25 protein-coding genes and 5 pseudogenes are annotated in these 26292 nt (G+C 68.7%); 15 read left to right on the top strand and 15 right to left on the bottom strand.

From position 1 onward, the window contains the following. Positions 1 to 30 precede the first annotated feature (30 nt). The gene (locus tag IEJ02_RS20495; RefSeq protein ID WP_223864136.1) at positions 31 to 717 is read left to right on the top strand and encodes an ATP-binding protein; all 687 of its coding nucleotides are present in this window, start codon (positions 31 to 33) and stop codon (positions 715 to 717) included. A gap of 565 nt (positions 718 to 1282) precedes the next feature. Further along, entirely contained in the window at positions 1283 to 1675 is a 393-nt protein-coding gene (locus IEJ02_RS20500; protein ID WP_191066194.1) for a MarR family transcriptional regulator, read from the top strand. Here IEJ02_RS20500 and IEJ02_RS20505 read toward each other — a convergent pair. Continuing rightward, the gene (locus IEJ02_RS20505; protein ID WP_191066195.1) at positions 1649 to 2089 is read right to left on the bottom strand and encodes a MarR family winged helix-turn-helix transcriptional regulator; all 441 of its coding nucleotides are present in this window, start codon (positions 2087 to 2089) and stop codon (positions 1649 to 1651) included. The two genes, IEJ02_RS20500 and IEJ02_RS20505, sit on opposite strands and share 27 nt — an antisense overlap. Before the next feature lie 107 nt (positions 2090 to 2196). On the opposite strand from IEJ02_RS20505, the gene IEJ02_RS20510 reads away from it, so the two are divergent. From IEJ02_RS20510 to IEJ02_RS20520, 3 genes are all read left to right on the top strand, one after another. After that, positions 2197 to 3483: a multidrug effflux MFS transporter gene (locus IEJ02_RS20510; RefSeq protein ID WP_317985856.1), complete on the top strand. Its 1287-nt coding sequence runs from the start codon at positions 2197 to 2199 to the stop codon at positions 3481 to 3483. A 2-nt stretch (positions 3484 to 3485) separates the two neighbouring features. Beyond that, positions 3486 to 4469, top strand: coding sequence for an amidohydrolase family protein (locus IEJ02_RS20515; protein WP_191066196.1), 984 nt, complete (start codon positions 3486 to 3488; stop codon positions 4467 to 4469). A 77-nt stretch (positions 4470 to 4546) separates the two neighbouring features. Further along, entirely contained in the window at positions 4547 to 5254 is a 708-nt protein-coding gene (locus IEJ02_RS20520; protein ID WP_191066197.1) for an SDR family NAD(P)-dependent oxidoreductase, read from the top strand. 426 nt (positions 5255 to 5680) lie between these two features. On the opposite strand, the pseudogene tpg reads toward IEJ02_RS20520, so the two are convergent. The 4 genes and pseudogenes from tpg to IEJ02_RS48700 all read right to left on the bottom strand — a co-directional run. Next, positions 5681 to 6079: pseudogene (gene tpg / locus IEJ02_RS20525) on the bottom strand (telomere-protecting terminal protein Tpg); the annotation flags it as partial. Positions 6080 to 6776: 697 nt separating this feature from the next. After that, on the bottom strand, positions 6777 to 7721 hold the full coding sequence (locus IEJ02_RS20530) for a transposase (protein ID WP_223864137.1): 945 nt from the start codon (positions 7719 to 7721) through the stop codon (positions 6777 to 6779). A 127-nt stretch (positions 7722 to 7848) separates the two neighbouring features. After that, positions 7849 to 8530, bottom strand: a pseudogene (locus tag IEJ02_RS48695) (transposase family protein); the annotation flags it as partial. A gap of 55 nt (positions 8531 to 8585) precedes the next feature. Next, a pseudogene (locus IEJ02_RS48700) lies at positions 8586 to 8747 on the bottom strand (transposase); the annotation flags it as partial. 306 nt (positions 8748 to 9053) lie between these two features. Here IEJ02_RS48700 and IEJ02_RS20535 point away from each other — a divergent pair. From IEJ02_RS20535 to IEJ02_RS20555, 5 genes are read left to right on the top strand one after another with little or no spacing between them, the layout of a single operon-like run. Continuing rightward, positions 9054 to 10469 carry a GntP family permease gene (locus IEJ02_RS20535; RefSeq protein ID WP_191066198.1) on the top strand — a complete coding sequence of 472 codons (1416 nt, stop codon included), beginning with the start codon at positions 9054 to 9056 and terminating at the stop codon, positions 10467 to 10469. Between the two features lie 33 nt (positions 10470 to 10502). Beyond that, positions 10503 to 11741 (top strand): CaiB/BaiF CoA transferase family protein, encoded by a 1239-nt coding sequence (locus IEJ02_RS20540; protein ID WP_191066199.1) that lies wholly within the window; start codon positions 10503 to 10505, stop codon positions 11739 to 11741. Then, on the top strand, positions 11738 to 12679 hold the full coding sequence (locus IEJ02_RS20545) for a hydroxymethylglutaryl-CoA lyase-like TIM-barrel protein (protein WP_191066200.1): 942 nt from the start codon (positions 11738 to 11740) through the stop codon (positions 12677 to 12679). Before IEJ02_RS20540 ends, IEJ02_RS20545 begins: the two co-directional genes overlap by 4 nt. Before the next feature lie 8 nt (positions 12680 to 12687). Continuing rightward, a complete protein-coding gene (locus IEJ02_RS20550) occupies positions 12688 to 13650 on the top strand; it encodes a 2-hydroxyacid dehydrogenase (RefSeq protein ID WP_223864138.1) in 963 nt (320 codons plus the stop codon). Continuing rightward, positions 13641 to 14645 (top strand): glycerate kinase family protein, encoded by a 1005-nt coding sequence (locus tag IEJ02_RS20555; protein ID WP_223864139.1) that lies wholly within the window; start codon positions 13641 to 13643, stop codon positions 14643 to 14645. The genes IEJ02_RS20550 and IEJ02_RS20555 overlap by 10 nt, the downstream gene beginning before the upstream one ends. On the opposite strand, the gene IEJ02_RS20560 is transcribed toward IEJ02_RS20555, so the two are convergent. Next, the gene (locus IEJ02_RS20560) at positions 14611 to 15384 is read right to left on the bottom strand and encodes an IclR family transcriptional regulator (protein ID WP_275561329.1); all 774 of its coding nucleotides are present in this window, start codon (positions 15382 to 15384) and stop codon (positions 14611 to 14613) included. The two genes, IEJ02_RS20555 and IEJ02_RS20560, sit on opposite strands and share 35 nt — an antisense overlap. Before the next feature lie 55 nt (positions 15385 to 15439). On the opposite strand from IEJ02_RS20560, the gene ilvA reads away from it, so the two are divergent. Then, complete coding sequence (gene ilvA, locus IEJ02_RS20565; RefSeq protein WP_275561328.1) at positions 15440 to 16705, top strand: threonine ammonia-lyase IlvA; 1266 nt, start codon at positions 15440 to 15442, stop codon at positions 16703 to 16705. Positions 16706 to 16934: 229 nt separating this feature from the next. On the opposite strand, the gene IEJ02_RS20570 is transcribed toward ilvA, so the two are convergent. Next, positions 16935 to 17075 (bottom strand): VOC family protein, encoded by a 141-nt coding sequence (locus tag IEJ02_RS20570; protein WP_223864140.1) that lies wholly within the window; start codon positions 17073 to 17075, stop codon positions 16935 to 16937. A gap of 398 nt (positions 17076 to 17473) precedes the next feature. Between IEJ02_RS20570 and IEJ02_RS20575 the strand changes: the two genes are divergently transcribed. Further along, positions 17474 to 17986, top strand: a complete 513-nt coding sequence (locus tag IEJ02_RS20575; RefSeq protein WP_191066204.1) for a hypothetical protein — start codon at positions 17474 to 17476, stop codon at positions 17984 to 17986. 282 nt (positions 17987 to 18268) lie between these two features. Further along, entirely contained in the window at positions 18269 to 18634 is a 366-nt protein-coding gene (locus tag IEJ02_RS20580; RefSeq protein WP_223864141.1) for a hypothetical protein, read from the top strand. Positions 18635 to 18692: 58 nt separating this feature from the next. On the opposite strand, the gene IEJ02_RS20585 is transcribed toward IEJ02_RS20580, so the two are convergent. The 5 genes and pseudogenes from IEJ02_RS20585 to IEJ02_RS20605 all read right to left on the bottom strand — a co-directional run. Further along, complete coding sequence (locus IEJ02_RS20585; protein ID WP_191066205.1) at positions 18693 to 18989, bottom strand: hypothetical protein; 297 nt, start codon at positions 18987 to 18989, stop codon at positions 18693 to 18695. After that, entirely contained in the window at positions 18982 to 19275 is a 294-nt protein-coding gene (locus IEJ02_RS20590; protein WP_191066206.1) for a hypothetical protein, read from the bottom strand. Before IEJ02_RS20590 ends, IEJ02_RS20585 begins: the two co-directional genes overlap by 8 nt. A 460-nt stretch (positions 19276 to 19735) precedes the next feature. After that, positions 19736 to 20185 (bottom strand): annotated as a pseudogene (locus tag IEJ02_RS20595) (SDR family oxidoreductase); the annotation flags it as partial. 312 nt (positions 20186 to 20497) lie between these two features. Further along, positions 20498 to 21478, bottom strand: a complete 981-nt coding sequence (locus IEJ02_RS20600) for a nucleoside hydrolase (RefSeq protein ID WP_191066207.1) — start codon at positions 21476 to 21478, stop codon at positions 20498 to 20500. A 467-nt stretch (positions 21479 to 21945) separates the two neighbouring features. Next, positions 21946 to 22308 (bottom strand): annotated as a pseudogene (locus IEJ02_RS20605) (SAM-dependent methyltransferase); the annotation flags it as partial. Between the two features lie 79 nt (positions 22309 to 22387). On the opposite strand from IEJ02_RS20605, the gene IEJ02_RS50800 reads away from it, so the two are divergent. Continuing rightward, complete coding sequence (locus tag IEJ02_RS50800) at positions 22388 to 22996, top strand: Tn3 family transposase (protein WP_191066208.1); 609 nt, start codon at positions 22388 to 22390, stop codon at positions 22994 to 22996. Between the two features lie 828 nt (positions 22997 to 23824). On the opposite strand, the gene IEJ02_RS20615 is transcribed toward IEJ02_RS50800, so the two are convergent. Next, entirely contained in the window at positions 23825 to 24430 is a 606-nt protein-coding gene (locus IEJ02_RS20615; RefSeq protein ID WP_191066209.1) for a hypothetical protein, read from the bottom strand. 415 nt (positions 24431 to 24845) lie between these two features. Next, positions 24846 to 25097 (bottom strand): hypothetical protein, encoded by a 252-nt coding sequence (locus IEJ02_RS20620; protein ID WP_191066210.1) that lies wholly within the window; start codon positions 25095 to 25097, stop codon positions 24846 to 24848. Between the two features lie 210 nt (positions 25098 to 25307). On the opposite strand from IEJ02_RS20620, the gene IEJ02_RS20625 reads away from it, so the two are divergent. Further along, a complete protein-coding gene (locus IEJ02_RS20625) occupies positions 25308 to 25454 on the top strand; it encodes a hypothetical protein (RefSeq protein WP_191066211.1) in 147 nt (48 codons plus the stop codon). A gap of 225 nt (positions 25455 to 25679) precedes the next feature. Here the strand turns inward: IEJ02_RS20625 and IEJ02_RS20630 are convergent, their stop codons facing one another. Continuing rightward, the gene (locus IEJ02_RS20630; protein WP_191066212.1) at positions 25680 to 26264 is read right to left on the bottom strand and encodes a TetR/AcrR family transcriptional regulator; all 585 of its coding nucleotides are present in this window, start codon (positions 26262 to 26264) and stop codon (positions 25680 to 25682) included. Positions 26265 to 26292 lie beyond the last annotated feature (28 nt).

Consider the following 26292-nt stretch of genomic DNA (forward strand, 5'->3'; position numbering starts at 1 on the left):
TGAACGAGAGCCCCGACGGATAATTGCCGGATGGATGGATCAAGGGCTTCTTGGGTCAACACCACGCATGACTGGCACGGCACCGTGGACGCGGACCATCTCCGCCAGATCCGCCAGAAGCCCGCAGAGTTCGCTCCGGGTGGGCCAGGACACCTTGTTCTTGAGATCGTTGCTTATGCCGCTGACGAGGCAGCGAGCCGGGGCGGCGGACGATGCGTGGTCACGCTGCATACCGACCGCTCCGTGTCGGTGAAGGATGACGGACGAGGCACCGACACCCGGGCCGACGAGCATGGCCGAGTGGTGAAGAAGCCTGTCATGGCCACGAAAGACCTGCGGTTCTTCGACCTCCCGGAGACAGAACGGCTGCCAGACGGACATCCGCGTCGCGGCATGTCCGTCGTCGCAGCCCTTAGCGAGTGGCTGATCCATACCAACCGCCGGATCAACGGATCCTGGACCCAGTGCTATGAGCACGGCTTCCCGGTGACCGATCTGGAGCCCGTCGAAGCCGACGGGACCACCGGGACCTGCGTCCGATTCCTGCCGGACCGAGCCCTGCGCTCGCGATGGTCTTTGACCGCGGACGATCTGGCGCGGTGGTCCGAGCACTGGCCCGACCTGACTGTCCGCCTCAAGGATCAGCGCGACTTCGTGGACCGGGCAAGGCCCGTGACTGCGGGGCGTCACGACGAAATTCGTCCAGATAAGTGTTGATGTGCTGCCGCACGAACAGGGAGAGGCGGGATCCGCCGCGGCCGAGCGGGGGATCCGCTGCTGGGTTTGCCGGCCTTGTTCCCCTGATGTGGACCTGGCCGACCGCTGTCGAACGTGATCTGGTCCGATGCGCTCGTCGGCTCGCGTGCACAGGAGCGGTGGAAAAGCGGTGGACAAAGGTCGCGCGAGCGGCAGACTGACCCGTGTGAAACGACCGCCGGTGGATGTGGAGAGCGTCACTACGCGGTTGGTGCGTCGATTCGGTCCCCAGGTTGCCGCATGGTGCGCTGACACGCCGGATCTCGTCGCGCGGCTCACGTCCCAGTGGGGACTTTCGCTCGGTGCGCCCCTCCCGGACGGTGCTTCGTCGGTCGCGTTGCGGTGCCGCTGGCCCGACGGCACGCCTGCGGTGCTGAAAATCAGTCCGGAGCGGTCCCTTCTGGCCGAGCAGGCCGGAATGCTCGGGTGGTTCGCTGCCTCGGGCCGGGTGCCCACGGGAGATGTTTGTCGCAGGGCTGGTCATGGCATTCTCCTGGCGATTCGTCCTGGCCCTCGCCCAGGTGTCTTGGCCCTCGCCCAGGTCGGCCTGACAACGCCCCCGTACCTGGTGCTCGCCCTCCTGGAGCCCCATCCGGGCATCTCCAACTCCGAACTCGCCCGCCGCTCGGCGGTCGCCGCGCCCACCATGCTCAAGATCCTCGATGCTCTCGCCAGGGCCGGTTATGTCGAGCGCGCGGATCGCACACCTCAGTTGCGGACCCGGGGCACGACACTGACCGACAGCGGCCGCAACCGGCTCGCCCAGTCGTCGGCGACGTACGAGGAGCGGGTGTACGGGCCCTGGAGCGGCCCTCCGATGCGCCACCGCACGTGCCGGGCGCCCGTGCGGCGCCACATCAGCTGGTGCCTGCCGCGCCCCGCTGTCACCTGTTCAGCTTCGGCTCGTGCGAGTCAGTAGCTGCGACTCGATGTGTCGAAGTGTGCTGATGACCGCCTCCGCCTCGGCGGCATCGGGCACGGCCTCGTCCAGGAGGCGACTCCAGGCATCCTCGAGGTGGCGCAGGTTTTCGCCTGCCCTCTGCGTTGGATACAGGCGTACGCGCCGGGCATCATCGGGATCGGCCTCACGGCGCACCATGCCCTTCTGCTCCAGCTTGCGCAGCGCCCGGCTGAAGTTGCTGGAGATCAGCCGAGTCGCCTCGGCCGCCTGGGTCGCCGTGGTGCCCGGCTGGTGATCGATGTAGCGCATGACGGCTGCCTCGAGTGGCGTCCACGACTCCGCTGTGTCTGCCTTGGCGGCGTGAAGGTGCCGACTGATCGCCAGGATCAGGTCGGCGAGTTCGAACAGCCTGGCCTTCTGCTTCTCGTCCACACCCACAGTGTAATTTACCTGTCAGGCGATTACTATCCTTTGACAACTAACTCATCTGCGCCTACCTTTGCCCTCAATCACATGAAATATCCGATCGGAGGATCGCTGTGTCCGTACCTTCGCAGGAGTCTTCCGGCAGCAAGATCACACCCGCGTTGCTCACGATGCTCGCGGTACTGGCCAGCGTCGCCCCGTTCGGGATCGACATGTACCTCTCGGCGTTTCCACGCATGGCAGTGGACCTGCACACGAGTGCCACGACCATCGAACTGACCTTGACCACATTCCTGCTGGGACTGGCCGCCGGGCAGTTGGTTTTCGGGCCCCTGTCCGACCGCTACGGCCGACGCGGACCGCTGCTGGCCGGTTCGGCCGTGTTCGTCACCGCGAGTGTCCTGGCAGCCCTCGCCCCGACGATTACCGTCCTCGTGACAGCGCGCCTGCTGCAAGGGGCCAGCGCATCGGCCGGGATGGTCATCGGCCGCGCAGTCATCGCGGACCTGGAGACCGGGCGTTCCGCGGCGCGTGCTTTCAGCCTGATGATGATCGTGAGCGGGGTGGCGCCGGTCGTGGCACCGCTGCTGGGCAGCGTGCTGGCCGGTGCCATCGGCTGGCGCGGTGTGCTCCTGGTGCTGGCCGCACTGGCTGTTGCCATGCTCGCCGGTTCTGCGGTGATCGTGCGCGAGAGTCTGCCGCCCGAGAGGCGAGGCACCGCCCAGCGGGGCGGGTTCCGGCTGCTGGGGCGCCGTGCCTACGGGTCCGCGACCGGGACGCTGGTGTTCTCCTTCGCGGTCCTGATGGCCTACATCTCGGCCTCCCCGTTCCTGTACCAGACGGTCATCGGCGTCGGCGCCGTCCCATACGGCCTGCTGTTCGCGCTCAACGCGCTCGGCCTCGTCGCCAGCAGCGCCCTGTCATCCCGGCTGCTGCACCGCGTCGAGCCGCGCCGCATCGTGACCATCGGCGTCACCTGGCTCCTCATTGCCTCGCTCGCGCTGCTCGCCCTGGCACTCACGCCCCTCGGCCCGGTCTGGCTGACGGTGCCCCTGTTCTTCGCGGTCGCCTCGTTGGGTTTCATACTCGGCCCGGCCATGGCTCTCGCCCTCGACGCCGTGCCCGACGCGGCCGGGACCGGATCGGCCGTGGTCGGCGCAGCTCAGTTCGGCCTGGCCGCCCTCATCACCCCGGTCATCAGCATCGCAGGCCCCCACACGGCCGTCCCCATGGCGATCGCGATCGGCGCGCTCGCCGTCCTCGCCGCTGCCTCCTACGCGCTCTTCCCCCCGAGCGCACCCGCCGTGCAGGACTTCCCGACAGCGGGTGAGACCCCACACTCCCGCACCCCCTCCACCAGCGCGCCAGAGTGCACGCTCACGGCACCGAAGGAACACTGACCATGAGCCTGATCGGCATCGAAGAACACTGGATGCTGCCGGAGCTGACCTCCGCCCTCAAGGCCGCCTCCCACCCGGACGAGAGCCTCTTGTTCAACGAGCGCGGGGATGTCGGCGAGCGCCTCGAAGACCTCGGCGCCGGCCGGATCGCCGCCATGGACGCCCAGGGCATCGACCTGGCCGTCCTCGCCCTCACCCCGCCGGGAACCCAGGCCCTGCCCGCGCAGGAGGCCGTCGCGCTCAGCCGTCTGGCGAACGACACCGCCACCGAAGCGGTCCACGCCCACCCCACGCGGTTCCGGTCGCTGTCGACCCTGCCGCTCTCGTCCCCGCAGCACGTCGCCGCCGAACTCGAACGCGCCGCAGCCCAGGGCCACGTGGGAACCATGGTCTACGGCCGGTCCGGCGACCGGTTCCTCGACGATCCCGCCTACGACGACTTCTTCGCCACCGCCGCCGGCCTCGGCCAGCCGGTCTTCATCCACCCGCAGATCCCCTCTGACGCGCTGCGTGACGCCACCTACCGGGGTTTTGACCCCATGACCGACCTGGGTCTGGCCACTTTCGGCTGGGGATGGCACCTGGAAGCGGCGACCGCGGCACTGCGGCTCATCCTGCGCGGTACCTTCGACCGGCACCCCGACCTGCAGATCGTGCTGGGCCACTGGGGCGAGTTGCTTCCCTTCTGGCTCGACCGGGCCGACAGCCTCGCCCGCATCGCCGGACTCAAGCGGTCGATCTCGGACTACGTCCGCACCAACGTCTTCCTCACGACGTCGGGAATGTTCAACCCCGCCCTGTTGCAACACGCTCTGACGGTGACGGCCACTGACCGGCTGATCTTCTCCACCGACTACCCCTTCCAGCAGCCCACCCGAGATGAGATCGACACCTTCTTCGGCCACCTCGCCACCGACACCGACCGCCACAAGGTCAGCTCGGCCAACGCCGCCGCCCTCTTCGGCCTCACCCCTGCCACGTCCTGACCGACAGCCCGGACGGCGCCACTCCCGCAACCACGACCACACAGAAACCCGTACCAGCAACAAGGAGAGGATGCGCCATGTCGCAGCCCACCACTGACACCCGAACCGCCTTGATCATCGGAGCGTCCCGAGGACTCGGATGCGCTATGGCGACGGAACTCGCCGACCGAGGATGGTCGGTCATCGGCACCGTCCGGGGCAGCGCCCCCACCCCGCTGCACGACCTCGCCGACCGCCACGGCGAACGCATACGCATCGAACACCTCGACATCACCCAGCCCGAAGAACTCGCGCCCCTGCACGAACGACTGGCCGGACAGCAACTCGACATCCTGTTCGTCAACGCAGGCACCACCAACAACGAGCAGACCCCCATCGGAGCCGTCCCCACGCAGGACTTCGTCGATGTCATGGTGACCAACGCGCTCAGCCCCCTGCGCGTCATCGAAGCGCTCGATGACCTGGTCACCCCCACCGGCCTTATCGGCGTCATGTCCTCCGGACAAGGCAGCATCACCAACAACACCAACGGACTGCGCGAGGTCTACCGCGGCAGCAAAGCAGCCTTGAACATGTTCATGCGCAGCTACGCCACCCGCCAGACCGACACCGACCGCTCCCTGCTGCTCATGGCCCCCGGCTGGATCCGCACCGCCCTCGGCGGCGACGACGCCCCGTACACGGTGGAAGAGAGCACCCCGCTCCTCGTCGACCTCCTGCTCTCCCACCTTGGCAGCAAAGGTCTGGCATTCCTGGACCGCAATGGTCAGATCGTCCCCTGGTAAGGGAAAATCGGCCACGTCTCGGCTGGCCGAACCCAGGTGCGCAACTGCCCACTGGACGGCTTGACACCCCCACCGGCACCGGCACCCCCACCGGTGCCGGTGCCGGTCGGCCGTCGCCGGGAGCGTCCTGCGCAGTCCTCCGACCTCCACTCGGCGCTCCACTCCCCCTCCATCGCCTGCCGGGTCGGGCAGTTCACGAGACTCGCCGACCTGTACCAGTCCTCACTGGACTGGGATCACCCGGCAGGACCCTCGCCCCGGCCCCGTGAGCAGCAGGAATCGTTCCGACGTGAGGCCGACGCAGCACTGGAGGCGTTGCGTCGCGAGCTGGGCGACGGCTGGACGGTTGAGGACCGCCGGAGCTACGTCACGCCCGTGGCCGACAAGTGTGCTCAGCTAGCCAACTGTGGCACCCGGTCACACATGGCGGGCGGCGTAGCGGGGCGGCAGGGCGACGGTCAGGTGCCGGAGGCGGTCCTGGTCCGTCGTCCCGATCGGCGCAACGTAACCGAGCCGGGCACGGGTGTCGATGACGATGCCACCGGTCGTCGCCGCCTTCTACCGGGCCCTGGCCCGGATCTGCGGCTGCCACCGCTTCTTCACCTCCCGCTCCAGGCGCGCGGCGAGGTCTTTGCGGGGGTTCTTGGCCCGGCCGGCCACGTACCGCTCCACCTGACGCTGGGACATCCCGAGCAGTTCGGCGACCGCCCTGGTGCCCTTGAGCTGCTTGACCAGGTACCGCATCTGCGCGGGCGCGCGCTTGGGCGCCGGGCGGGTGAACGCCTTCTGCACCGCGGCGTCCAGGCCGTCCCCGAACAGGCTCATCGTCGCCCTCCCCTACTCTCCGCTGTCGACGTCGGTGACGGTACCGTCCTTGATGTACCGGGCGAGGTTGAACTCCGGGGCCTCGAACTGCTCGCGGATGGGGAACCGGCCAGGTTCGGCCCGAAAACGCCGGTCGACGATGAAGTCAGGTGGCCTGGTCGAAGCCGGGTCAGGGCCCGATGGACCGAGGCAGTCGCAAGAGGCAGGAGGGCATCTTCCAGCGCGCCCGCCCTGCCGCCCCTGGCGACTGTTCTTGAGTGAGTTCGCCTGACTGGCCGTCAGCCGGGCCGTTTCACGACCTTGGATGCCTTGAGGACTCTTCCCCATGAGTCCAGCGCCCTGACCTGGAAGTACGGTCCGGGGCTGTTCGTGGTGATGGCGGTCTCGAATCCGGACCGTGGGGCGCGTCTGACGACTGACAGGGAGTCGGGATCGGGTCCGCGAGTACCTGCCACGCTCTGGTCTGCGTCGAACCGTTCCAGAAGGCGTAGACGACGCTGCCTGCCCCGTTGGCCCATGCCGCCGCGCTCGGTTGGGTAGTACGGCGTGCCGATCCATTCGTACCGGAACGCTCGGTTTCCGCGTCCCGAGCAGGCGATAGTGGGTGTCGTAGATGTAGTAGCACCCGCCTGGTTCCGGGGCCCCGGCCGGCAGGTTCGTGTACCACGGCGGAAGGGCGAGGGACCCCTGCCACAGGTCAGCACCGGCTGTCCGCTGTCCTCGCGGGACTCGTAATAGGTCTGGACCTTGAAGTCGGCGTTCTGGAGGTTGGTGGAGGGCAGCGGGCGGAACCAGACTGGATCGCCGGGTATCGTTGATCAACGCTCCGGTCTGGCCGACCATCTGGTCCGCGCTGAACGGGCCGACGAAGATGTCTTCGCGGACTGTCCCCGGTTTGTTCTCCGCTCTGGAAGGCGGTCGGCGGTCTCGGCGAAGGGGTTTCCTCAGTCGGTGGCAGGCTGCTGAGGCGTTCGATGTTTACGGCGATGGCCGTGAGTACGTGTTGCAGGTGGGCTTTCGGCTGGCCTCGGTAGCGGCAGTGGCGCATGCCGTGTCCGTGGGCGAACTCGTTGATGGTGCCCTCGACTCCGGAGCGGACCGCGTAGCGGGTCTTCCAGTCGGGTGTCTGCTGCTCGGCGCGGACGCGGAGTTGCAGGTCGCGGAGTTCTGTTGAGGGAAAGACCACGGTCCGGGCGCTGTCGGCGGTGGTGGTGCAGCGGGTGCGGACCGGGCAGGGGTGGCACTGGCCCTTGGTGAACCGGGCCACGATCAGCGGGGCGGCGGTGGGTGAGGACGTCGGGTAGGGGCCGTGCCAGCCGGCACTGACCTGGCCCTGGGGACAGGTCACCCGCCGGCGGTCGAAGTCGATGTGGAAGTCGTCCCGGTCGAAGCCCTCGTTCCTGCGGTGCTGGCGGGTGGGGTTGCCCGGCAGTGGGCCGCTGACGGTGATCTGGTGTTCGCGCTCGGCTCGTTCCAGGTGAACCAGGGAGGTGTAGCCGCCGTCGACCAGGTGCTCGGCGGGCAGCAGCCCACGACGCGCCAGTCGGGTGTGGATACCGGGCAGGGCCTGGCCGTCGTTGGTGGCGGCCGAGGTGGTGGCCACGTCCGTGATCACGTTGACGCTGCCGAAGGCACACGTCATTCCAGGTCATCTCAGGCGTCACCTGGCCCCCTTGACGGCGAGTGCGAGCGGCTGGCTGATGTCGTCCGCGGCCGGGAGCGGGAGGGGCTCGCCGGTCAGGTCGTCCCAGGGAGGCGTGTCCCACCGTGTTCCATGGGACGGAGGCAAGGCCACCCAGTGTTCGGGGCCGCTGCGCAGATCCACGACGGTCCGGCACAACGCGGCGAGTGCGGCTGTGCAGGTAGGCGCGGTCGGCGCGGGACGAGTGCGCCTTGTCCGCACCCGACCGCGTCCGGCCGGGTGCGGGGCCTACCCACCGGCAGGCGGACGCGGATCTTCTTCAGTGCGGGGATGAATCGGGGGCTGTCCGCGGCCTGCCCGGCGGTCAGAGCGAACGGCAGCGGTCGGCGCCTGCGGTCGGTAGCGGGTGAATCTGCTGGCAGTCCGCCGCGGGGCCTTCCGAGCAGGGCTTCCTTCAGGCGGAGCCTGCGTCGGCGGCGGACGCGTCGGCGTTCGTTCCGCTTCGGGCTCGTTTTCGCCATCCCGCCCGTTCTGTTGCATCTCGTCTTGCCCCGTTTTTGTATCCCGGCGGCGTCGTGGTGAGCACGGGCGGTCGTGGACTCGACGCTGACCAGGGATAAGTTTGTCTTGCCCCGGCGGGCGGCTTCGGCGATCAGGGCCTCCAGCAGGGTGGTGAAGACACCGGCGTTCCGCCAGACCCGGAAGCGTCCGTAGGCGGTCGGCCAGGGCCCTATCGGCAGGAACGGCTCGATCAACTTCCGCTGCTCATCGGTGAGTTGCCGCGCATCACGATCGTCTTCCTGCCGGATCCGCCTTCGTGCCGGAACCGGATGGACAAGATTGATCACGACATCACATACGCCCTAATCGCCGGGCGCGTTCACGGACCTGGCAGCGCAGGAGCTCGTGGATGGCCTGGTCGGTCCCGTCGTCCCGCCACGTGGTGGCGAAGTAGTAGTACGTCGCGCTCTTCGGCGGCAGGTCGTGCGGGAGGCAGGTCCACTCGCAGCCGGCCCGGCTCTGATAGCCGTCCTGAGTGGGGGTGGAGGCGATATTGGTGGCTCCGCCTGTGAGGGATTGCTGACCCGTTTTCCGACGTAGCCCATCAAGGCCGCATGTCGCACGCCGTCGGGTAAGCGCTGGGATCGCGGTAGTTGAGGCCGGTGCGTCGATCTCACGAGCGGTCCTCGTCCGCGGCTGCCGTTCCTGCCTGCGCGGCTTCATGTTTCCAGACTGTTGACCCGCATTGTGGGTTCGTGCTCATAATGCGGGTCATCGAGTCGAGCCTCTAGCTTCGCATACGTCCCACCCCGCACAAATCGGACGGTAGGCATGTCGGATACCGCAATCTTGCTCAATACGGCCATCGCCGTGATCGCCATCGTGTTCATGATCGTGCGGCTGCGGATGAATCCTGTGGTCGCCCTGGTTCTGGGCGCCTGCTATCTCGGTCTCGCGACCGGCCTCGGGGTCGACAAGACCGTGGAGACCATCACCAAGGGGTTCGGCGACGTCATGGCCGACATCGGACTCCTGATCGCGTTCGGCGTACTCATCGGAGCCCTCCTACGCGAGCTGGGAGCCATCGAGCGGCTCGTCGACACCCTGTTGCGCGTCGCGGGCCCGAAGCGGATCCCCCACGCGATGGCCTTGACGATCACGACCTTCCTGCAGTCCATCTATCTGGACGTGCTGCTGGTGATCACCGGGCCGCTGGCCAAGGGCATAGCCTCCAAGCTCGGCCGGTACGGAACCGCCCGCATGGCCACTGCCCTGGCCATCGGGCTGGAGTGCGGCATCGTCTTCACAGTCCCAGGTGCCGCAGCGCTGGCGCTCGCCGCGCTCCTTCACGTGCCCCTCGGCACGTACCTGCTGTACGGACTCATCGTGGTCATCCCGACCGTGACCATCGCCATCGCCGTGATGAACTTCGCGCTGACGCGCGGCTGGTGGAACCCGGCGCTCGATGAAGAGGACGTTTCCGGCTCGGCGCCGAGCGCCCCCGCGGACGGCGGTGCGGCCGACGACGCGTACCCCGTCGGCCAGAACACCCCTGGCGGCGGAACCATGACAGCGGTGGAGGTGAAGGCCCGCACCCGGCCGCAGCCCAGACTCCTCCTGCTCTTCTCGCCCCTCCTGGTCTCCCTCCTCCTCATTGCCACCGGAGCCCTTGCCGAGGTGGCAGGGTGGCACAACCCCTTCGTGAAGTTGTTCTCCAGCCCGGTCGTGGCCCTCGTGCTCGGCCTGGTCGCCACCTGCCTCGTCGCCCGGCGCTACCTCGGGCAGCCCCGTGTGGACGCGGCGCTGAGCAAGGGCATGCGCGACAGCGGACAGATCCTCCTCCTCAATGGCGTCGGAGGCTGTCTCGCAGCGGTGATCGCCGCCTGCGGGCTGGGGGACATCCTCGGGGAATACTTCAAGGCCAACACCTGGGCTCCGCTTTTGGTGGTCTGGCTGGTGGCCGCCGTGCTGCACATCGCGGTCGGTTCGGTGACGATCTCCGCGATCACTGCCGCCGGCCTGCTCGCGCCGGTAGCCCCCACGCTGGGTCTCGATCCCGTACTGATCGCGCTGTCTGCCGGAGCCGGATCGTTGTTCTTCGTGCACCTGACCAGCAACACCTTCTGGCTGCTCCAGTCTCTGATGGGCCAGACCACCCGCGGCACCCTCAAGACCTGCTCGGTCGGGGTCTCCGTCGCCTCCATCGTCGCGATGGGGCCGATCCTCGTGCTGAGCGCCATCCTCTGATCCCCACCACCATCCACCTGACGTTAGGACACCATGACCAACCGCAGCACACAGTTGCCACTGCACGGAGTGCGTGTGCTCGAACTCGGCAACTACATCGCGGGCCCCACCGCCGGGCGGCTGCTCGCGGACTTCGGTGCCGAGGTGATCAAGGTTGAACGCCCTCGTACCGGGGACGAGTTGAGGAACTGGCGGCTCTACGCCGGTGATGTCTCGATGCTTTTCCGCACCATCAATCGCAACAAGAAGTCGGTGGTGCTCGACCTGAAGACGGATCGCGGCCGGGCGACCGTGCTGGACCTGGTGCGGCGATGCGATGTCGTGATCGAGAACTTCCGCCCCGGCACGCTGGAGCGCTGGGGACTCGGCCCCGCAGCCCTCGAGGAGGCCAACCCCGATATCGTGCTGGCCCGCATCTCCGCATTCGGTCAGTCCGGGCCTCTGTCGGACCGCCCGGGGTTCGCCGCGGTGGCCGAGGCCATGGGCGGTCTGCGCCACCTGGTCGGGGAAGCCGACCGCCCGCCCTCCCGGGTCGGGGTGTCCATCGGCGATTCGATCGCGGGTCTGTACGCGGCGTTCGGCGCCGTGGTCTCGCTCCTGCAGCGCGAACGGGTTCCCACGAAGGCGCCGTTGTCGGAGCGAACGGTGGATGTCGCCTTGCACGAGGCTGTCTTCTCGATGATGGAATCCCTTGTTCCTGACTACCTCGCCTACGGCCTCGAACGGCAACGGGTCGGCGGCAGGATGGAGGGCATCGCCCCCACCAACGCGTACGAATGCGGGGACGGGCACAGCGTGGTGATCGCCGGTAATGGCGACGCGATCTTCCGGCGCTATATGCGGGCCATCGGCCGTCCCGATCTCGCCGACGATCCCGGACTGCAGACCAACGCGGAGCGATGGGCCCGTCGTGACGAACTCGACAGTGCGATCAACACATGGACCAGGACGCTTCCTCGTGACGAGGTGCTCACGGTCCTCGATGCCGCAGGCGTCCCGGCGGGCCCGATCTACACCGCGGCGGACATCTGCGAGGACCAGCAATTCGCTGCCCGCGGCATGATCCAGCGGCTGCCGGTCCACATAGCCGCAGACGAGCCCCAAGAGGTCGGATTCCCTGGCATCGTCCCCGTCCTCGGCGAGAAGTCCCTGCCTGTCCGATCCCTCGGCCCCGACCTCGGCGAGCACACCCGGCAGGTGCTCACCGACCTGCTCGGCAAGGACGACGAGGAGACCGACGCGATCATCATGGAGATGGAGAAGACGTCATGAGTGCCCCTGTGACTTTGCGCGATGTGACGCTGCGCGACGGCCTCCAGCTCACCGGCAAGCCTCTGTCCACCGACCGCAAGGTGGCCGTCGTCCGCGAACTTCTTTCTCTCGGCGTCCCCAGCGTGGAGATCGGTTCGCTCGCCAATCCGACGCTCGTCCCACCCATGGCCAACACACTGGAGGTGATCGCACGCCTGAGCCCGGACGAGCTTGCCCGGTCCTGGGTCTGGGTGGCCACTCCACGGCACGTCGAGAAGGCGGCGACGGCGGGCGCGGTGAACTTCCAGTACTGCCTGTCGGCGTCCGACCGTCACAACCAGGCCAACATCGGCCGGTCGACCGAGGACAGCCTCGCGGCCATGCCGGCGGCGATCGAGCACGCCCGCTCGGTCGGCGGGCGCATTCAGCTCTGCGTCGCCACGGCGTTCACCTGCCCGTTCGACGGAGCCGTCCCGGAGGAAACGGTGCTCCGGATCGCCAACGACCCCCGTACGGAGGGAGCTGAGGACATCGTGCTGTGCGACACCCTCGGTCAGGCCGTACCGACTCAGGTGAGCAGCCTGGTCTCCGCAGTGGCCACGCGATCGCCTGCGCGGCGGATCGTCTACCACGGGCATGACACGTGGGGAATGGGCGTCGCCAACTCCCTGGCCGCGGTGGCCGCCGGAGCGAGCGAACTGGACGGCGCGCTCGGCGGCCTCGGCGGCTGCCCGTTCGCACCCGGCGCCAGCGGGAACGCCGCGACGGAAGATCTGCTGTTCGCACTGCGTCCCGACTGGCTGACGCCGGACACCTTCGGCGCCGTGGTCGAACTGGCCGACGGGCTGCTGGCAGAGCTGGACGAGCCGAACCGCTCCAGGGCAGGTCAGGCGGCGCACTCCAGCACCACCGCGTTCGAATGGGCCATGGCGGCACCGGATGCGCAGGTGTGCCGATGAAGTTCCTGATGACAACCCCCATCCCGGCTCCCGGAATGGACATTCTCCGGGCGGCCGGTGAGGTGTACGTACCCGACCGGCAACTGTCCGCGGGCGAACTGCGCCGGGAATGCTCCTCGGGGAAGGTCGACGTCGTCGTCGCCCAGCTGACCGATGTGTTCGACCGGGCCGTACTGGAAGACGCGAAGGTCAAGGGGATCTCCAACTACGCGGTCGGATACGACAACGTCGACGTGGCAGCCGCCACGCGGTGCGGAATCCTCGTGGGCAATACGCCCGGTGTCCTCACCGACGCCACCGCCGACATCGCGATGCTTCTCCTACTGGCCACGGCACGGCGCTGCGTGGAGGCGGACCGCTTCCTGCGCGCGGGGAAATACCAGGGCTGGCAGCCCGAGCTGCTCCTCGGAAGCGACGTCAGCGGGGCCACGCTCGGACTCGTCGGCTTCGGACGGATCGCCCGGGCGACGGCTGAACGTGCCCTCGGGTTCGGCATGACCGTGCGCTACACCGCACGCAGCGGACCCGTACCTCCCGAGCGGCTCGGACACCTCGCCGGCAGGGTGCGGTTCGCCGAGTGGGACGACCTGGTGCGCACCAGCGACTTCCTTTCGCTGCACGTCCCGTTGACCGACGCCACACACCATCTCGTGGACGAGAAGACCCTTCGCGCCATGAAGCCGACGGCCTGCCTCGTCAACACCTCCCGCGGGCCCGTGGTGGACGAGAAGGCACTCGTCGAGGCGCTGCGCTCAGGTGAGATCGCCGGCGCCGGACTCGATGTGTACGAGGACGAACCCGTACTCGCCGATGGCCTCGCCGACCTGCCCAACACCACCCTCCTGCCCCACGTCGGCAGCGCCACCCGCTCCGTCCGCGCCACCATGGCCGAGGTCTGCGCGAACAACGCGGTCGCCATGGCGCGGGGCGAGATGCCGGCCCATGCGGTGAACCCGGAGGCATGGCGATGAAGGTCGTCGTGGCGCCCGACAGCTTCAAGGGCACCTACACCGCACCGCAGGTGGCCACGGCGATCGGCCGGGGGCTGGCGCAGACCCCGGCCGTTCCCGTGCTCGTCCCCGTGGCCGACGGCGGCGAGGGAACCCTCGCCGTCCTCGCCGACCCCCTCGGACTGCGCCACCGCGCCGCACCGGCCCGCAACCCTTGGGGCGCCGTATGCGACGGGACGATCGCGCTCGCGCCCTCCGGCGCTGCCTACATCGAGCTCGCCCAGGTGTGCGGGATCAACGCCCCCCACGACGGCTCGCGGGATCCGGTGGCCGCCGACACGTACGGCGTCGGGATGCTGATGGCCGACGCCGCCCGTCAGGGCGTCACCGAAATCGTCGTGGCCGCCGGCGGATCCGCCACCAGCGACGGCGGGTTCGGGGCCTTGCGGGCGATCGACGAGTGTGGTGGCCTGCGCGGCACCCCGGTCACCGTCCTGACCGACGTCACCACCCCTTACGCGGAAGCGGCGCGGGTCTTCGGCCCGCAAAAGGGCGCGGACATGGGGCAGATCGCCTCCCTGACGCTGCGCCTGCATCACCAGGCGAAACAGCTGCCGCGCGACCCGACGTACGTGCCACGGACCGGGGCTGCCGGAGGCTTCGCCGGGGCGATGTGGGCGCGGTTCGACGCCGATCTGGTATCGGGTGCGGACTACGTCTTGAACGCCCTGTCGTTCGACGACCACCTCGCCGATGCGGAAGCTGTCGTCGTCGGGGAGGGGCGCCTCGACGAGCAGAGCAGTCAGGGGAAGATCGTGTCGGCCGTGCTGGCCCGCTCGGCCGGCACCGCGCGCTTCGCCGTGGCGGGATCCGTCGGCCCGGATCTCGGGCCCCTGCGCGAGGAGTTCATGGACATCATCATGGCGAGCGACGAGGCAGCCATGGAAGCCGCAGGCCGGGCCATCGGACAACGGCTGCGGCTCAGGCCGGATACCGCCCCCCAAGCGCTCGGGTGACCTGTTCGGCATGCTCCACCACCAGATCGACCCATTCGACGCACCGCTCATAGGGCATGCGCAGCGTCGGCCCGTGAACCATGAGTGCCCCGACCAGATCCCCGGCCGAGTCGAACACCGGGGCCGCGAGCCCCGACGCACCGTCGATGCGCTCGCCGACCGTGATGGCATAGCCCTCGGAACGCGTCTGCTGGACCAGCCCGCGCAGTTCGTCCCGGTCGGTCACCGTGCTCTCGGTCAGCTGCGGAAGCTCTTCCCGCAACACGCGCTCGGCGAGATCCGGATCCCAGGCCAGCAGCACCCGCCCCGACGACCCCACAGTGATGGGGGCGATCTTCCCCACCGACATCTCCCGGCGAAGGGCGTGCGATGTCTCGGCGACCGCGATGCACACCCGCTGGGTGCCTTCGGAGCGGAAGAAGCACGCGGTCTCCCCGGTCCGGTCACGAAGGTCCTTCAGAGCGGGGTTGATCACCTGGAGGATGTCGAGGTCCTTTGCCGCGGCAGCCGCCCAGTAGGCCATCTTCACCCCGATCCGGAACGTATCCCCGGAGCGGTCGAGAAACCCGTGCGCCACCAGATTCGTCACCAGGCGTTGCACGGTCGAAGCAGGCAGTCCCGTCTGCTGCTGGATCTCGCGCAGGCTCATAGAAGGCCGGGCCAGTGTGAAAGCGTTGAGAATCTCGGAGATCTTTCCCAGGACGAGCAGCGGAGCCTGCTTCGACCCTTCGTTCGCCACCGTGGCGGACTTACCTCGGGCTGCCATGCGCCCAACAATACGACAGGAGAAACGGGTGACTGAGCACAGCGGGACCGGTGGCGTGGACGCATCGGACGTGGTCGCGGCCGCACGACGGTGCGCGGAGGTGATCCGGCCGAGCCCCCTGCACCGCAGCGAGCGGCTGTCCGAGCGATACGGACTCGACGTGTGGCTCAAGCGGGAGGACCAGCAGGCCGTACGGTCGTACAAGGCGCGCGGCGCCTACAACCTCATCGCGCAGCTGTCCGCGGCCGAACGCCGGCGAGGTGTGGTCTGTGCGAGCGCCGGCAATCACGGCCAGGGCGTCGCACTGGCCTGTGCCTCCCTGGGCGTGCCCGCCCGGGTGTACCTGCCGAGGACGACACCCCGGCAGAAGCGGGACCGGGTGCGGGCACTCGGCGGCGAGCACGTCCGGATGATCGTCGAGGGCGACACCTATGACGACGCCGCCGCTGCGGCGATCGAATACACCCATGCTTCCGGAGCCACCCTCGTACCCGCCTTCGATGACCCGCGCACCATCGCAGGGCAGGGCACCGTGGTGAGGGAAGCCGTCGAGCAGCTCGGCCGCGCTCCGGACGCGGTGATCGTCCCCGTGGGCGGTGGCGGCCTGCTCGCCGGCGCCATCGCCTGGCTCCGTGAGACACACCCGACCGTCCAGATGATCGGCGCCGAACCGCAGGGCGCGGCGAGTATGGCCGCGGCCCTGGCCGCCGGAGGCCCCGTGACGCTGCCGGACATCGATCCCTTCGTCGACGGAGCGGCCGTACGCACCGTCGGTCGTCACACCTATACGGTCGTCGCCCAGCAGCCGCCTCGCATGCTCACCGTGCCGGAAGGCCGGATCTGTGTCGAGATGCTCGACCTCTACCAGTCCGACGGCATCATCAGCGAACCGGCAGGCGCCCTGGCCTCCGCCGCGCTCGACCGCGATCCGGGCCTGGAGCCCGGCGCGACGGTCGTGTGCGTCGTCTCCGGCGGCAACAACGACGTGAGCAGATACGCCGAGATCGTCGAACGCGCGCTGCTCTTCGAAGGACGCAAGCACTACTTCCTCGTCGAGTTCCCGCAGGAACCGGGCGCACTGCGACGGTTCCTCGACGTCGTGCTGGGGCCGGAGGACGACATCACCCTCTTCGAGTACGTGAAGCGGAACAACCGCGAGACAGGCCCCGCACTGGTGGGCATCGAACTCGGTGCGCCTGACGGCCTCGAGCCGCTGCTGGACCGCATGGGCAAGGTCCCGCACCGTATCGAGCCCGTCCCTCCGGACAGCCCGCTCTTCACGTTCCTGACCTGACCCGGGCCAGCGTGCCGCCACGGACAGCCTCGGCCTTTGTGGGGCAGGAGGGCCGCGCCGTCCTGATCATCCTCCCGTGTCGTCCAGTGGGCTTTCGGCTCGGACGGACAACACCCCCATGGCTGGTCTCCTCCCAGAGCGGCCATGGGGGTGTTGTCCGTCGGCGAACTGATGACCCTCTCGTTGTGCTTCTGCCGACTGGCCCCGGAGCTCCACCAAAGCGTTCGCCTCAGTCGAGGTAGTTGCTGAGTTCGATCAGATTGTGGTCCGGGTCGCGCAGATACACGCTGATGATCGGCCCCGTAGCTCCGGTCCGTTCAACTGGTCCCTCTTCCACCGGCACTGCCAGGTCGGCCAGTTCCTCCAGCACGCGGCCGATGGCTTGTTCTCCACCATCGCCGCAGCCATATCCTTCGCCCTGGCCCGCTGGGACGGTGCGACGATCCCAGCAGCCTTCACCCGCAGCGGCGTCACCTTCGCAGCCTGCCTCACCCTGTGCCTCGCCGCTCTCTCCACAATCGACCGATGAGCCTCTGGACAGGCTGGCGTAGCCGTACGAACGCCCGGTCAGTCCGGCAGGCTCCCGGTTGCCAGGCGCCCCGCGTCATAACGGCGCTTCAGTCTGCGGCCAGCCGGGCATGCGCGTCCCCACTGACTTGCTTCCTCGCCCTTTCTCCCTGCGTGTGCTGGGACGGGCTTGCGCCCACGGCGAACCGGCGGCGGAAGACATCGGCGCCACCACGGCACGGCGGCGGCGTTGTGCAGAGCGTGGAATGGACGCAGTTGCTTGAAGAGCTCGCCGACGCGGTGGCGGTACGCAATGGCCAAGTGGCCAGCCTGCGTAACGCCAGCACGCACGTCACCGAGCTCACCGCGCAGGCTATCGCCGTCGGCGCCCCCGGCCCGTCCCTCACCAACATCTTGGCCGCCCTTGAACCAGTCATCTCACAAGACCGGGTGCCCGCACATGGGCAGGATCCCGTCGCCTTGGCGCCGCGGCCGGAGTGCCCGGCCCCACCATCCGCCGCATCCGCACGGGCGGATGGCAGTCCACAGATCGTCTGCCAGCTCCTGGATGCTTTCGCCGCGCATGGCGACCCCGAGTGGCTGACTCTGGCGCAGATCGCCGACCACCTCGCGGGCGCCGACCTGGCCACCTGGGGTCAGTGGGAGGGACGGCACAACCGGCTGATGGTGGTCGGCCGCACCATCCGGTCCGCACTACGACGCGCCAAAGTACAGATCCCCGTCGGCCGTCTCAGCGCTGCGATCGACCCGTAACGGCCGACCATCTACGAGCTCGTGGACATCCAGCGGGCGGGTGCAGTGGGGTGCTGAGCCAGGCCGCGGAGACAGATCCCGCTCCTTGGCACGTGCAGCCACGGCCTCGGCCGGTCAGCTTTCGTTTGACATGGAAATGCGTCAGGGCAGCTGTCCGTGCTGCCACCGGGTCGCGGTACCTGGCGGAGTCGGCGGGGCACCCGCCACCGTGGCAGCTGACCACGCTCACCCCAGCAGCAGGAGTCCCGTACGGGTCCAGCCGGATCACCAACCACCGCCCCGTTGGCGGACGACGATGCCATCGGGAACGGCTGGAGCGAGCAGGCACTCTTCCAGGTGATCGCCTCCCTGATGCCCGGTGCCCGCGCGGCGCTGCGGCGGATCACCGACCTGGGCGGCGGCGCCTCGCTCGACGAAGTACAGCAGTACTTCGCCGACCATCCGACCACCCCGATCACGAAAGCGAAGATCGGCGGAACCCTCACCAGCATCCCGGCGGTACAGCGCCCGCATCGGCCCGGCCAGCTCGGCCCGGCTGCTCCAGCGCGACGAGCGGGCCCGGGTCTATCACATCGAACCGACACTGGTGGAAGGGCTCCGGCGAGCCTTCGCGATCGCCGATGCCCGCCCCGACCTGCTGCGCGCTGAACCCACGCCACGCGCCACCTGACGCGGCCGCGCCACACCGCTCGGTTGTCGGGGGCGGTCAGTACAGCTGAACCCGGGTGAGGACGATGTACGGCGGGTCGGCGTCAGCAACGATGACGTACTCGGCGACGCCCAGTACCCCGTCCCGGCCGAGCGGCATGCGTCGTTGCTGGGGCCACTTCGCCGAGGCGGTACTGCCCGGCACCATGCCCCGCGTCTCGTTGATCTGAACGGTCGCCGCGATGATCGCCCCGAAGACCTCCCCCGGCAGGGATGAGTCGGCCAGCAGCGCATCAACCTCTTCGGACAGCTCACACGGCCAGCCTTCCGGCTCCTGGCCGTGCGACTCACTCAACGGGCAGCCCAGCCGCCTGGCGGCGCGCGATGGCCGACGCGACGCTCTTCGTGGGCAGGGTGCCGTTCAGCGCGGCCTCGGTGAACCGGCCACCGGACGGGTCGGTGTCGAGCATCGCCTCGCACCACCAGCGGCGCAGAACCCCCTCGGCTTCCTCCGGCGCGGCCGCCAGGAGCTCGCGGTAGAACTCCATCCGCCGCTCGCCCTCAAGCGAGGCCGCGATGCCCTCGGCGTTCCGCGGCACCCGGTCCGGCTCCGGATGCGGGTGAATCGGCTGTGCACTCATGCTGCCCCTTCCTTCCGTCCGTCCCTGAGTCTGCCGCCTCCCGGACCATCCCGTCGACCGGATCGGTGCGGCGCGGCGCAGAGAACATGGGCTGTGCTGACTCGGGTGTCTGACGCAAGCACGCCGAGTCATCGGATAATCACAACCCTGCGCCTGAAGAAGACGCCGACGGACCCGTCGTGACGATGCCCGAGGGAGATCATGATGAGATTCGTCTGGCTAGGCGCTCGGTGTGCTCGCGGTCCTGATGGCAGTGTTCACGCCGTACGTGTTCCGCACCGAATCGACGTGGCAAGCCATCGGGAGTGTCATGTCGCCTCCGTGAAGCCGCAACCCGGGCACTGTGCAAGCCAATGGGATGCCACGCCGCCGGCATCGAAATCCCCGGCGACGAGCACGGCTTCCGATGGGGCTCCGTCCAGGCCCAGCCTTCTGTGGAACGGGCCTGTCCGGTGGTCCGCTACAGACGCGGGGTGCGCGCCTCGATCCGGTAGTCGAAGGCGGCACCGCCGACACCGACCGTGGTCACCCCGCCGTCGACGGTGAGGACGGCCCCGTTGACGTAGGACGCGGCGGGCGAAAGCAGCCAGTTGATCGCCTCGGCGACCTCCTCCGGATCCCCCGGCCGCCCGGCGGGAGTCAGCCTGTTTGCCTCCTCGTACGCCGCCTCGGCACCGCCCGCCAGCCCTGCCTCCGCTGCGAACCGCTCCATCCGCTGGTCGGCCATCTCCGTACGCACCCAGCCCGGGCACACCGCGTTGGCCCGCAGCCCCTGCGGCCCGTAGTCGACGGCGAGGGAGCGGCAGAGGTGGAGCAAACCCGCCTTGGACGTCGCATAGGCGGCGTTGCCGGCGCTGTTGCGGAGCGCGGCGACCGAGGCGACCGCGACCACCGCACCGCGGGCCGGGTACGTCGACGGCACCCAGAACAGCAACGCCGGCACCGGCCTGAACAACTGGTACATCGCCGACCGCATCCTGCACAACGACGCCTTCTACGTCGACATCCGGCCCTGATCCGGGCTCGCATCCAGCTGCCCCGCATCGGCCTGCTACGACGCGGGGCAGCGCCACAGCTGAACCTCATACGATTCCAAGCCGGTGAACAACGGCGGATCGGCCGTGTCTTGCCGGGCCTCCCGGCCGCTTCGATCGAGGGACACCCGAGGCACCCAGGACCTCTCCCGGAGGTCTGTCCAGGCGCACGGTAGGTGTGCTTTCGGTTACTGACCGACCCCAGGGGTGATCAGAGCGCGGTGGACGCGGTCCATGGCAGTGGTAGCATCCACGGTGACGGCTATCCGCACCGTAGGCCGTTGATCGGGGATACCCCCGCGGTCAGTGCTGAACTTCCGTTCGTCGATCAGTGTGGCGCCACGTGCATGCCCCGCAAGTTCGACCATGACCTGGTGCTCCTCGTATGTCGCCAAGGACTCATCCACCATGATGGCCGCAGCCAGTGGGTCGTGCAGGACACAGCCGACGGTGCCGTGAGCGTCACTGTAGAGGGCGACGTAGGTCTCGAGCACCGATGACGCGAAGCGAGCAGCCGGGGCGGCCGCATCCGCGATCAGCTTCAGCCAGGATGCGTCAGCCCATGCGTATTCGGTCATGTCCAGCGGCACCATGATCAGGTCGAACCCCGCGCGCAGCACCTCCTCCGCTGCCTCCGGATCATGAGCGGAGTTCGCCTCGGCCCAGGCGGTGACATTGCCCGCCACGTGGAACGCACCGCCCATGAACACCACACGGCGCAGGAGTCGGGGGAGGTTCGGCTCCATCCGAAGGGCGAGGGCGATGTTGGTCAGCGGCGCCAGGGCGAGCAACGTCAGCTCTCCCGGCCGTTGTCTGGCCAGGCGCACCAGCTGCTCCGCTGCTGATTCCGCGCTGACCTGTCGCGGTGACGCAGGCCCCGCCTTGCCACCCAGTCCATCCGCGCCGTGGACGAACTCTGCCGTCTGTAAAGGCTGCTGAAGAGGAGCCGGATGGCCCAGGGCAACCGGTACCTGATCCAGGCCGACGACGTCGAGCACACGTAAGGCGTTGGCGGCCGCCACGGCAGTGGGCACGTTGCCGTGCGCGGCTCCAACGGCGACGATCTCGACGTCCGGCTGGGCGGCCAGGAAAAAGATCGCCCAGGTGTCATCTACCCCGGGGTCCGTATCGATGACAACGGACAAACGGGTGGAAGCGGCAGGTGACATACAGGTCCCCTTGTTTTTGTCCTGTGGATCTGGCGGTTGCTCAGTCTTCGCTTCCGCCACTGTCTCGACATCCGGGCAACAGCGGAACACTTTTCCCGGTCAGCGGGCTGCTGAACTGTGGGGCAGGCTTGCGCGTCCCAGGGGGCGGAGACAACCGTGCCGAGCTCCTCCGCATGGCGGGCGCCATCGGATCTGCCGGGTCTACCAGGACGGAGCCGGGTCCGGAGGCGAACGCCGACTGCGAAGGCGCCAACGAGGCGCCGGACGGCCCCCCGAGCGGTCGCACCAGACCCGACCGCCGTTCCAGCCCAGCTGAGCGCGGTCAGGAACGCCAGATCCAGCCGATCGGAGATCCGACTCGGCCCCAAAAACTCGCGCTGGGGCCACCGCAGTGCGCGCGGCGCGCTCCGCCCACTCGGGTTCGCAGCAGCCTCGCCACCGTAGAGGTCACTATCGTGGCCGTTCGCTCAGCGGGATGCCAGAAGTCCGTACAGCAGAGGGATCCCCGGCTCCGGCAGCCGCCACCAGCCGGATGAGCCACGAACCATATGGGGCCAACGTGGCCAGGGCAGTTCAGGACTCTCGCGCAGCCGTCGGATGTCCAGACCCGCTCCGATCAGGGCGTTGACGACCTCGCCCAGCCCGTGCATCCACTCGTAGCTGTCGGTGGCGCCCTCGACGGCCGGGCCGTCGGTGTAGGTATGTGTCGCGTCGCGGTGCACGGGGCCACTGCCACCCAAGTAGTCATGCCTCAGCAGGAGTTCGGGCCCCTCCCCGGGGGCGGGCTTGGGGCCCAGCGAGTTGAGGAGCGGGTGGAACTCCACGACGTACACTTCGGCCTGCGGCACAAGGGCGCAACGTGGTTGAACGTGATCAACGACCAGGTGATGGGGCTCGGCCGGGGTGGTCGTGCCGGGCACACTGCGCGACTCGCTGTTCATCCTGGACACCATCCACGCCCGCGACGGCGGGCCGAAGCCGGAGACCGTCATCACCGACACCGCGTCGTGCTCGGACATCGTCTTCGGCCTCTTCGCGATCTGCGGCTACCAGTTCTCCCCGCGCATCGCCGACATCTCAGACGCCCGGCTATGGCACACGAACACCGCCGCCGACTACGGACCGCTCCAGCCGATCTCGAAGCACACCGTCCGTCTGGACCGCGTACGGGCACACTGGGGCGACATGCTCCGCGTGGCCAGCTCGCCGACCCTGGGCGAGGTCCGCGGCTACGACCCGATCTGCATGCTCTCCCCCGACGGCCGCCCCACCGGCCTGGGCGACGCCTTCGCCGCTACGGCCGTATCTTCAAGACTCTCCACCTGCTCCAGTTCATCTCTGACCAGTTCGATCCGGCGGGCCAGTTCGGCGACGACGCTGGGAGCCGACTCGACCAGCAGCCCCCCCTCCCGCCAGGAGAACCGGGGCGCCCGGCCGATACCGGTGCTACGGACCTTCGTCGCCAGGAAAGCCACGTGGCTGTACGGCAGCGCCGGGTTCTCGGTCAGCAGCAGGTAGACCCGCTCGGGGTCGCCGCCGTAGCGGACCAGGCCCGTGCACGGCTTGATCAGTCCCTCCGTGTCACGGGCCGCCACTTCGTAGACCCCGCACTCCGTGCACCGGAACAGGTCGGTGACCTGCTCGTACTCGAACTCATTGCCGCCGAAGCCGTCGTCCGGCTCGCTGACACCGACTGTCGTGCCTGCGGCAGTGGCGCCGCGCTGGGCCCGGGTGTACTTGACGCCGTCGCGCTCCTGTCGAGCGCGGGCGCGGGACTTGGGCCCGTTGGCTCCGCTCTTGGTCATGTCAGCCTCTCTCGCGGGATCCCACGCATCCCGCCGGGCTCACCGACATCCGGGAAGAAACGGTCGTATGTGCTGCAACTTCGGGGGGGCCTGCGCCGGGACGTTCTCCCGGGGGTCCTTGGCCGTCTGCCGGGCAGCGTGGGTGCCGGTGACCATGGCGTGCGGCGTGCGCGTCCTGCCGCTGCCCACAGCGTAGCGACCGGACCGACAACAGACCGGACGCGGGCCAACAGGCATCAGAACCAGTGGGGGCGGTAGGCGCCGCCCACGCGAGTGGGGCAGCCGTCGCCGGGCAGGAGCGGGAGCTTCCCCGTCCCGTACGCCGCAGCGATCTCCCCCCACCGACGCGGCCGCCACGCTGGTGACCCGACGCCTCACCCGACGTCCGCTCTATCCAACTGCCGCGGCACCACCGGCCTGGCCAGGCTCTCCAGGCCGCAAGACGAACCCTGGCCCCGCGAACGTCCTTTGTTCCCGAGGCCGCCGCCGGGCGCTGCGCGGGAGGGCAGGCGCTCGGCGGCGGCCGGGTGTTTTGTCCGACCTAGTGGCCGAGGAGATCGCCCAGGACACCCCAGACCCTGTCGTCGGACTCGACGATGGGGATGGGAACGGGCCAGACCCCTACGAGCTGGGCCTGGCCGTTGCTGTTGGCGGCGCCGACTTCCTGGATCGCTGCGGCCCTGATGAACGCTTCCAGCGGGGAGAGGATCTCATCGATCTTCGGGACGGCCACCGTGGCCCACTCCAGCGCCTCAAGGACGACATCCGTGTTCCAGGAGATCACCTCGACGGCGGCCTTGTTGAGGTGAATGTGGTACTCGAGGCCAAGGAAGCCCTCCATGTCGCAGAAGACCTGCGGGGCGTCCGAGTCCAGGATCTGCCTCTTGAACGCGTCCAGCGCCTCGCCGATCAGCCCCTGCTGCGCCGCCTCCTTCTCCCACTCGGGCCGGATCGCCTTCAGCACGTCGTGCGCGGACGGCTTCGGCCTGGACCGCACCTCCAGCGCTCGCCGCGCCGCCGCCTCCACGTCCAGCGCCGCCGCCAGAGCGAAACCCTCGGTCTTCTCCCAGCGCTTCAGGCGCTCCCGGATCTGGGCGGCCCGCTCTCGCACCTGTTCTTCTGTGACCTTGTCGCTGTGGTCCGACACGATCCCCCCTGCCTCCCCTGTTGCCCTCAGACATCGACTCCTCCATTGAGCGGGAGAACCCTCTCCGCCCAGTCGGTGAACCAGCCAGCGTTTCGGCCACAGGAGCCGGTGCTGTGGTTGTCGCCAGCGCTGAGTGACGGCGCTGCCAGGCTTGCCGGGGACCCGGTGTGGCACGTCCGGTACCGCTGCCGACGGGCGGCCCGGATTGCCGTACGCGACGGGCTCCAACTCGGACCGCGTGCACAGGAGGAACTTATGGCCTCCGGTCTGCTGCCGCTGCTGCAAGACCTGGCGCCCGTCCCGGAGGCCTCTGCCGCTTCCAATCCTGTCGTCAAACGACGGGGTTTGACGACAGGCGGACGACGCGTCCAATGAACCCGTGCAATCCGGGGGTTCGCGGCGGCTCAAATCCAATTCAGATCCGACGGCGCTCGCCGCCGCCGGCGAGCTCCAACGCGACCTCCAGCGGGAGCTGACCTACGACGGACTGCGCGCCGCCGAGGCCAAAGGAAGCAAGGGCGGGCGCCGACCCGCCGTGGCAGCCACGAAGACCGACGCCGTGCGCACCGCGTACCTGGAGGGCCGCTCCATCGCCGCCCTCGCCCGCGACCACGGCGTCAGCCGCGGCGCCATCCGCACCGCTGTCGCCGACCTCATGCCCGACCACACCACCGTCGAGGAGAACGCCCCCGGCACCGGCATCCGAAAGGGAGCGGGGGGTATCCCCAGGTCAGGGGCTATTCCGTTGTTTTTTCGGCGAGTACTACCGGGACCCCTTCCAGCCAACCGGCGACACTCCCACGCCGCACCCGGAAACTCTGGACATCAATCGTCTCCTTCCGGGCGCACGTAAACAGTGCGGAGCGCATCGAGGCAGGTGTCCGAAAACGAACTGCGGCACGGGCGCCGCAGCGACACCCTGTACGTCCTCGACGAGCCCACAACCGGCCTCTATCCGGCCAGCGGCGACTCCGGCGGGCGGACCGTAACGGCGGGAACGGCGGCCGAGGTGGTATGGGGCTGAAGGCAGCGCCACCGGACCGTACCTGGCCCGGTGATCGCCTCGGCAGGCTGACCGTTCGCCCGGGTTCGGGCTGCTTGACCTTCAGGTGTGCGCCCAGGCGTGACAGCAGGAGCAGTGCCTGCGCGAGAGTTTCCCGCTCCTCGGTGGCAAGGACCTCGGTGATGGCGGTGCCGAGCCAGTCCGCACGCCTTCGGCGCTCCTCGGCCAGCGCACGCCGACCTGTGGCTACAGGAGCCGCTGTGTCTGACCCCCTGCCTGCGGCGAGCTCACTCCCATGATGCTGAGGACCTGGTCGCGCAAGGACTGTGCATCGCTGTCCTCCCGCGCGATGGCCGCACTCCAGATGAGGTAGGACAGCCCGCTTTCGGCGCGCTGTCGCGCGTCCGGCACCGGCCCGATCACCTTCTCCAGGCGGGCGGTGAGGCCGTCAGCCATCGGCGTGAGCTTGGCCTCCCTCGCCACGCGTGCGAGTTCGGAGTCGGGCTGGCTCAGGCAGGCGGCGATCAGGCGGCCGAGGCCGTTCGGCACGGCGTCGGCGATGCGCTCCAGGGCGGCGTTCAAGTCGGCGAGCGGGTCGCCGCTCTCGACCTCCTCGTGCTGCGCCATGTCCGCCCGCAGAGCTGCCATGACCAGCTCCTTCTTGCCCGCCCAGCGCCGGTACAGAGCGCCGAGCCCGATCCCGGCCGACTCGGCCACGTCCTTCATCCGCAGCCCGTCGTATCCGCGCTCCTCCAGCAGGCCCAAGGCGTGTTCGAGGGCCAGGCGATCGATGTCTGAGCGGCGGGGCCGGCCGCGGGGCGAGTTCTGCATGTCATTATGGTAACGTCAATTATCGGAA

It is taken from the genome of Streptomyces sp. 5-10 (genome assembly GCF_014712245.1).
Lineage (GTDB): Bacteria > Actinomycetota > Actinomycetes > Streptomycetales > Streptomycetaceae > Streptomyces > Streptomyces violaceusniger.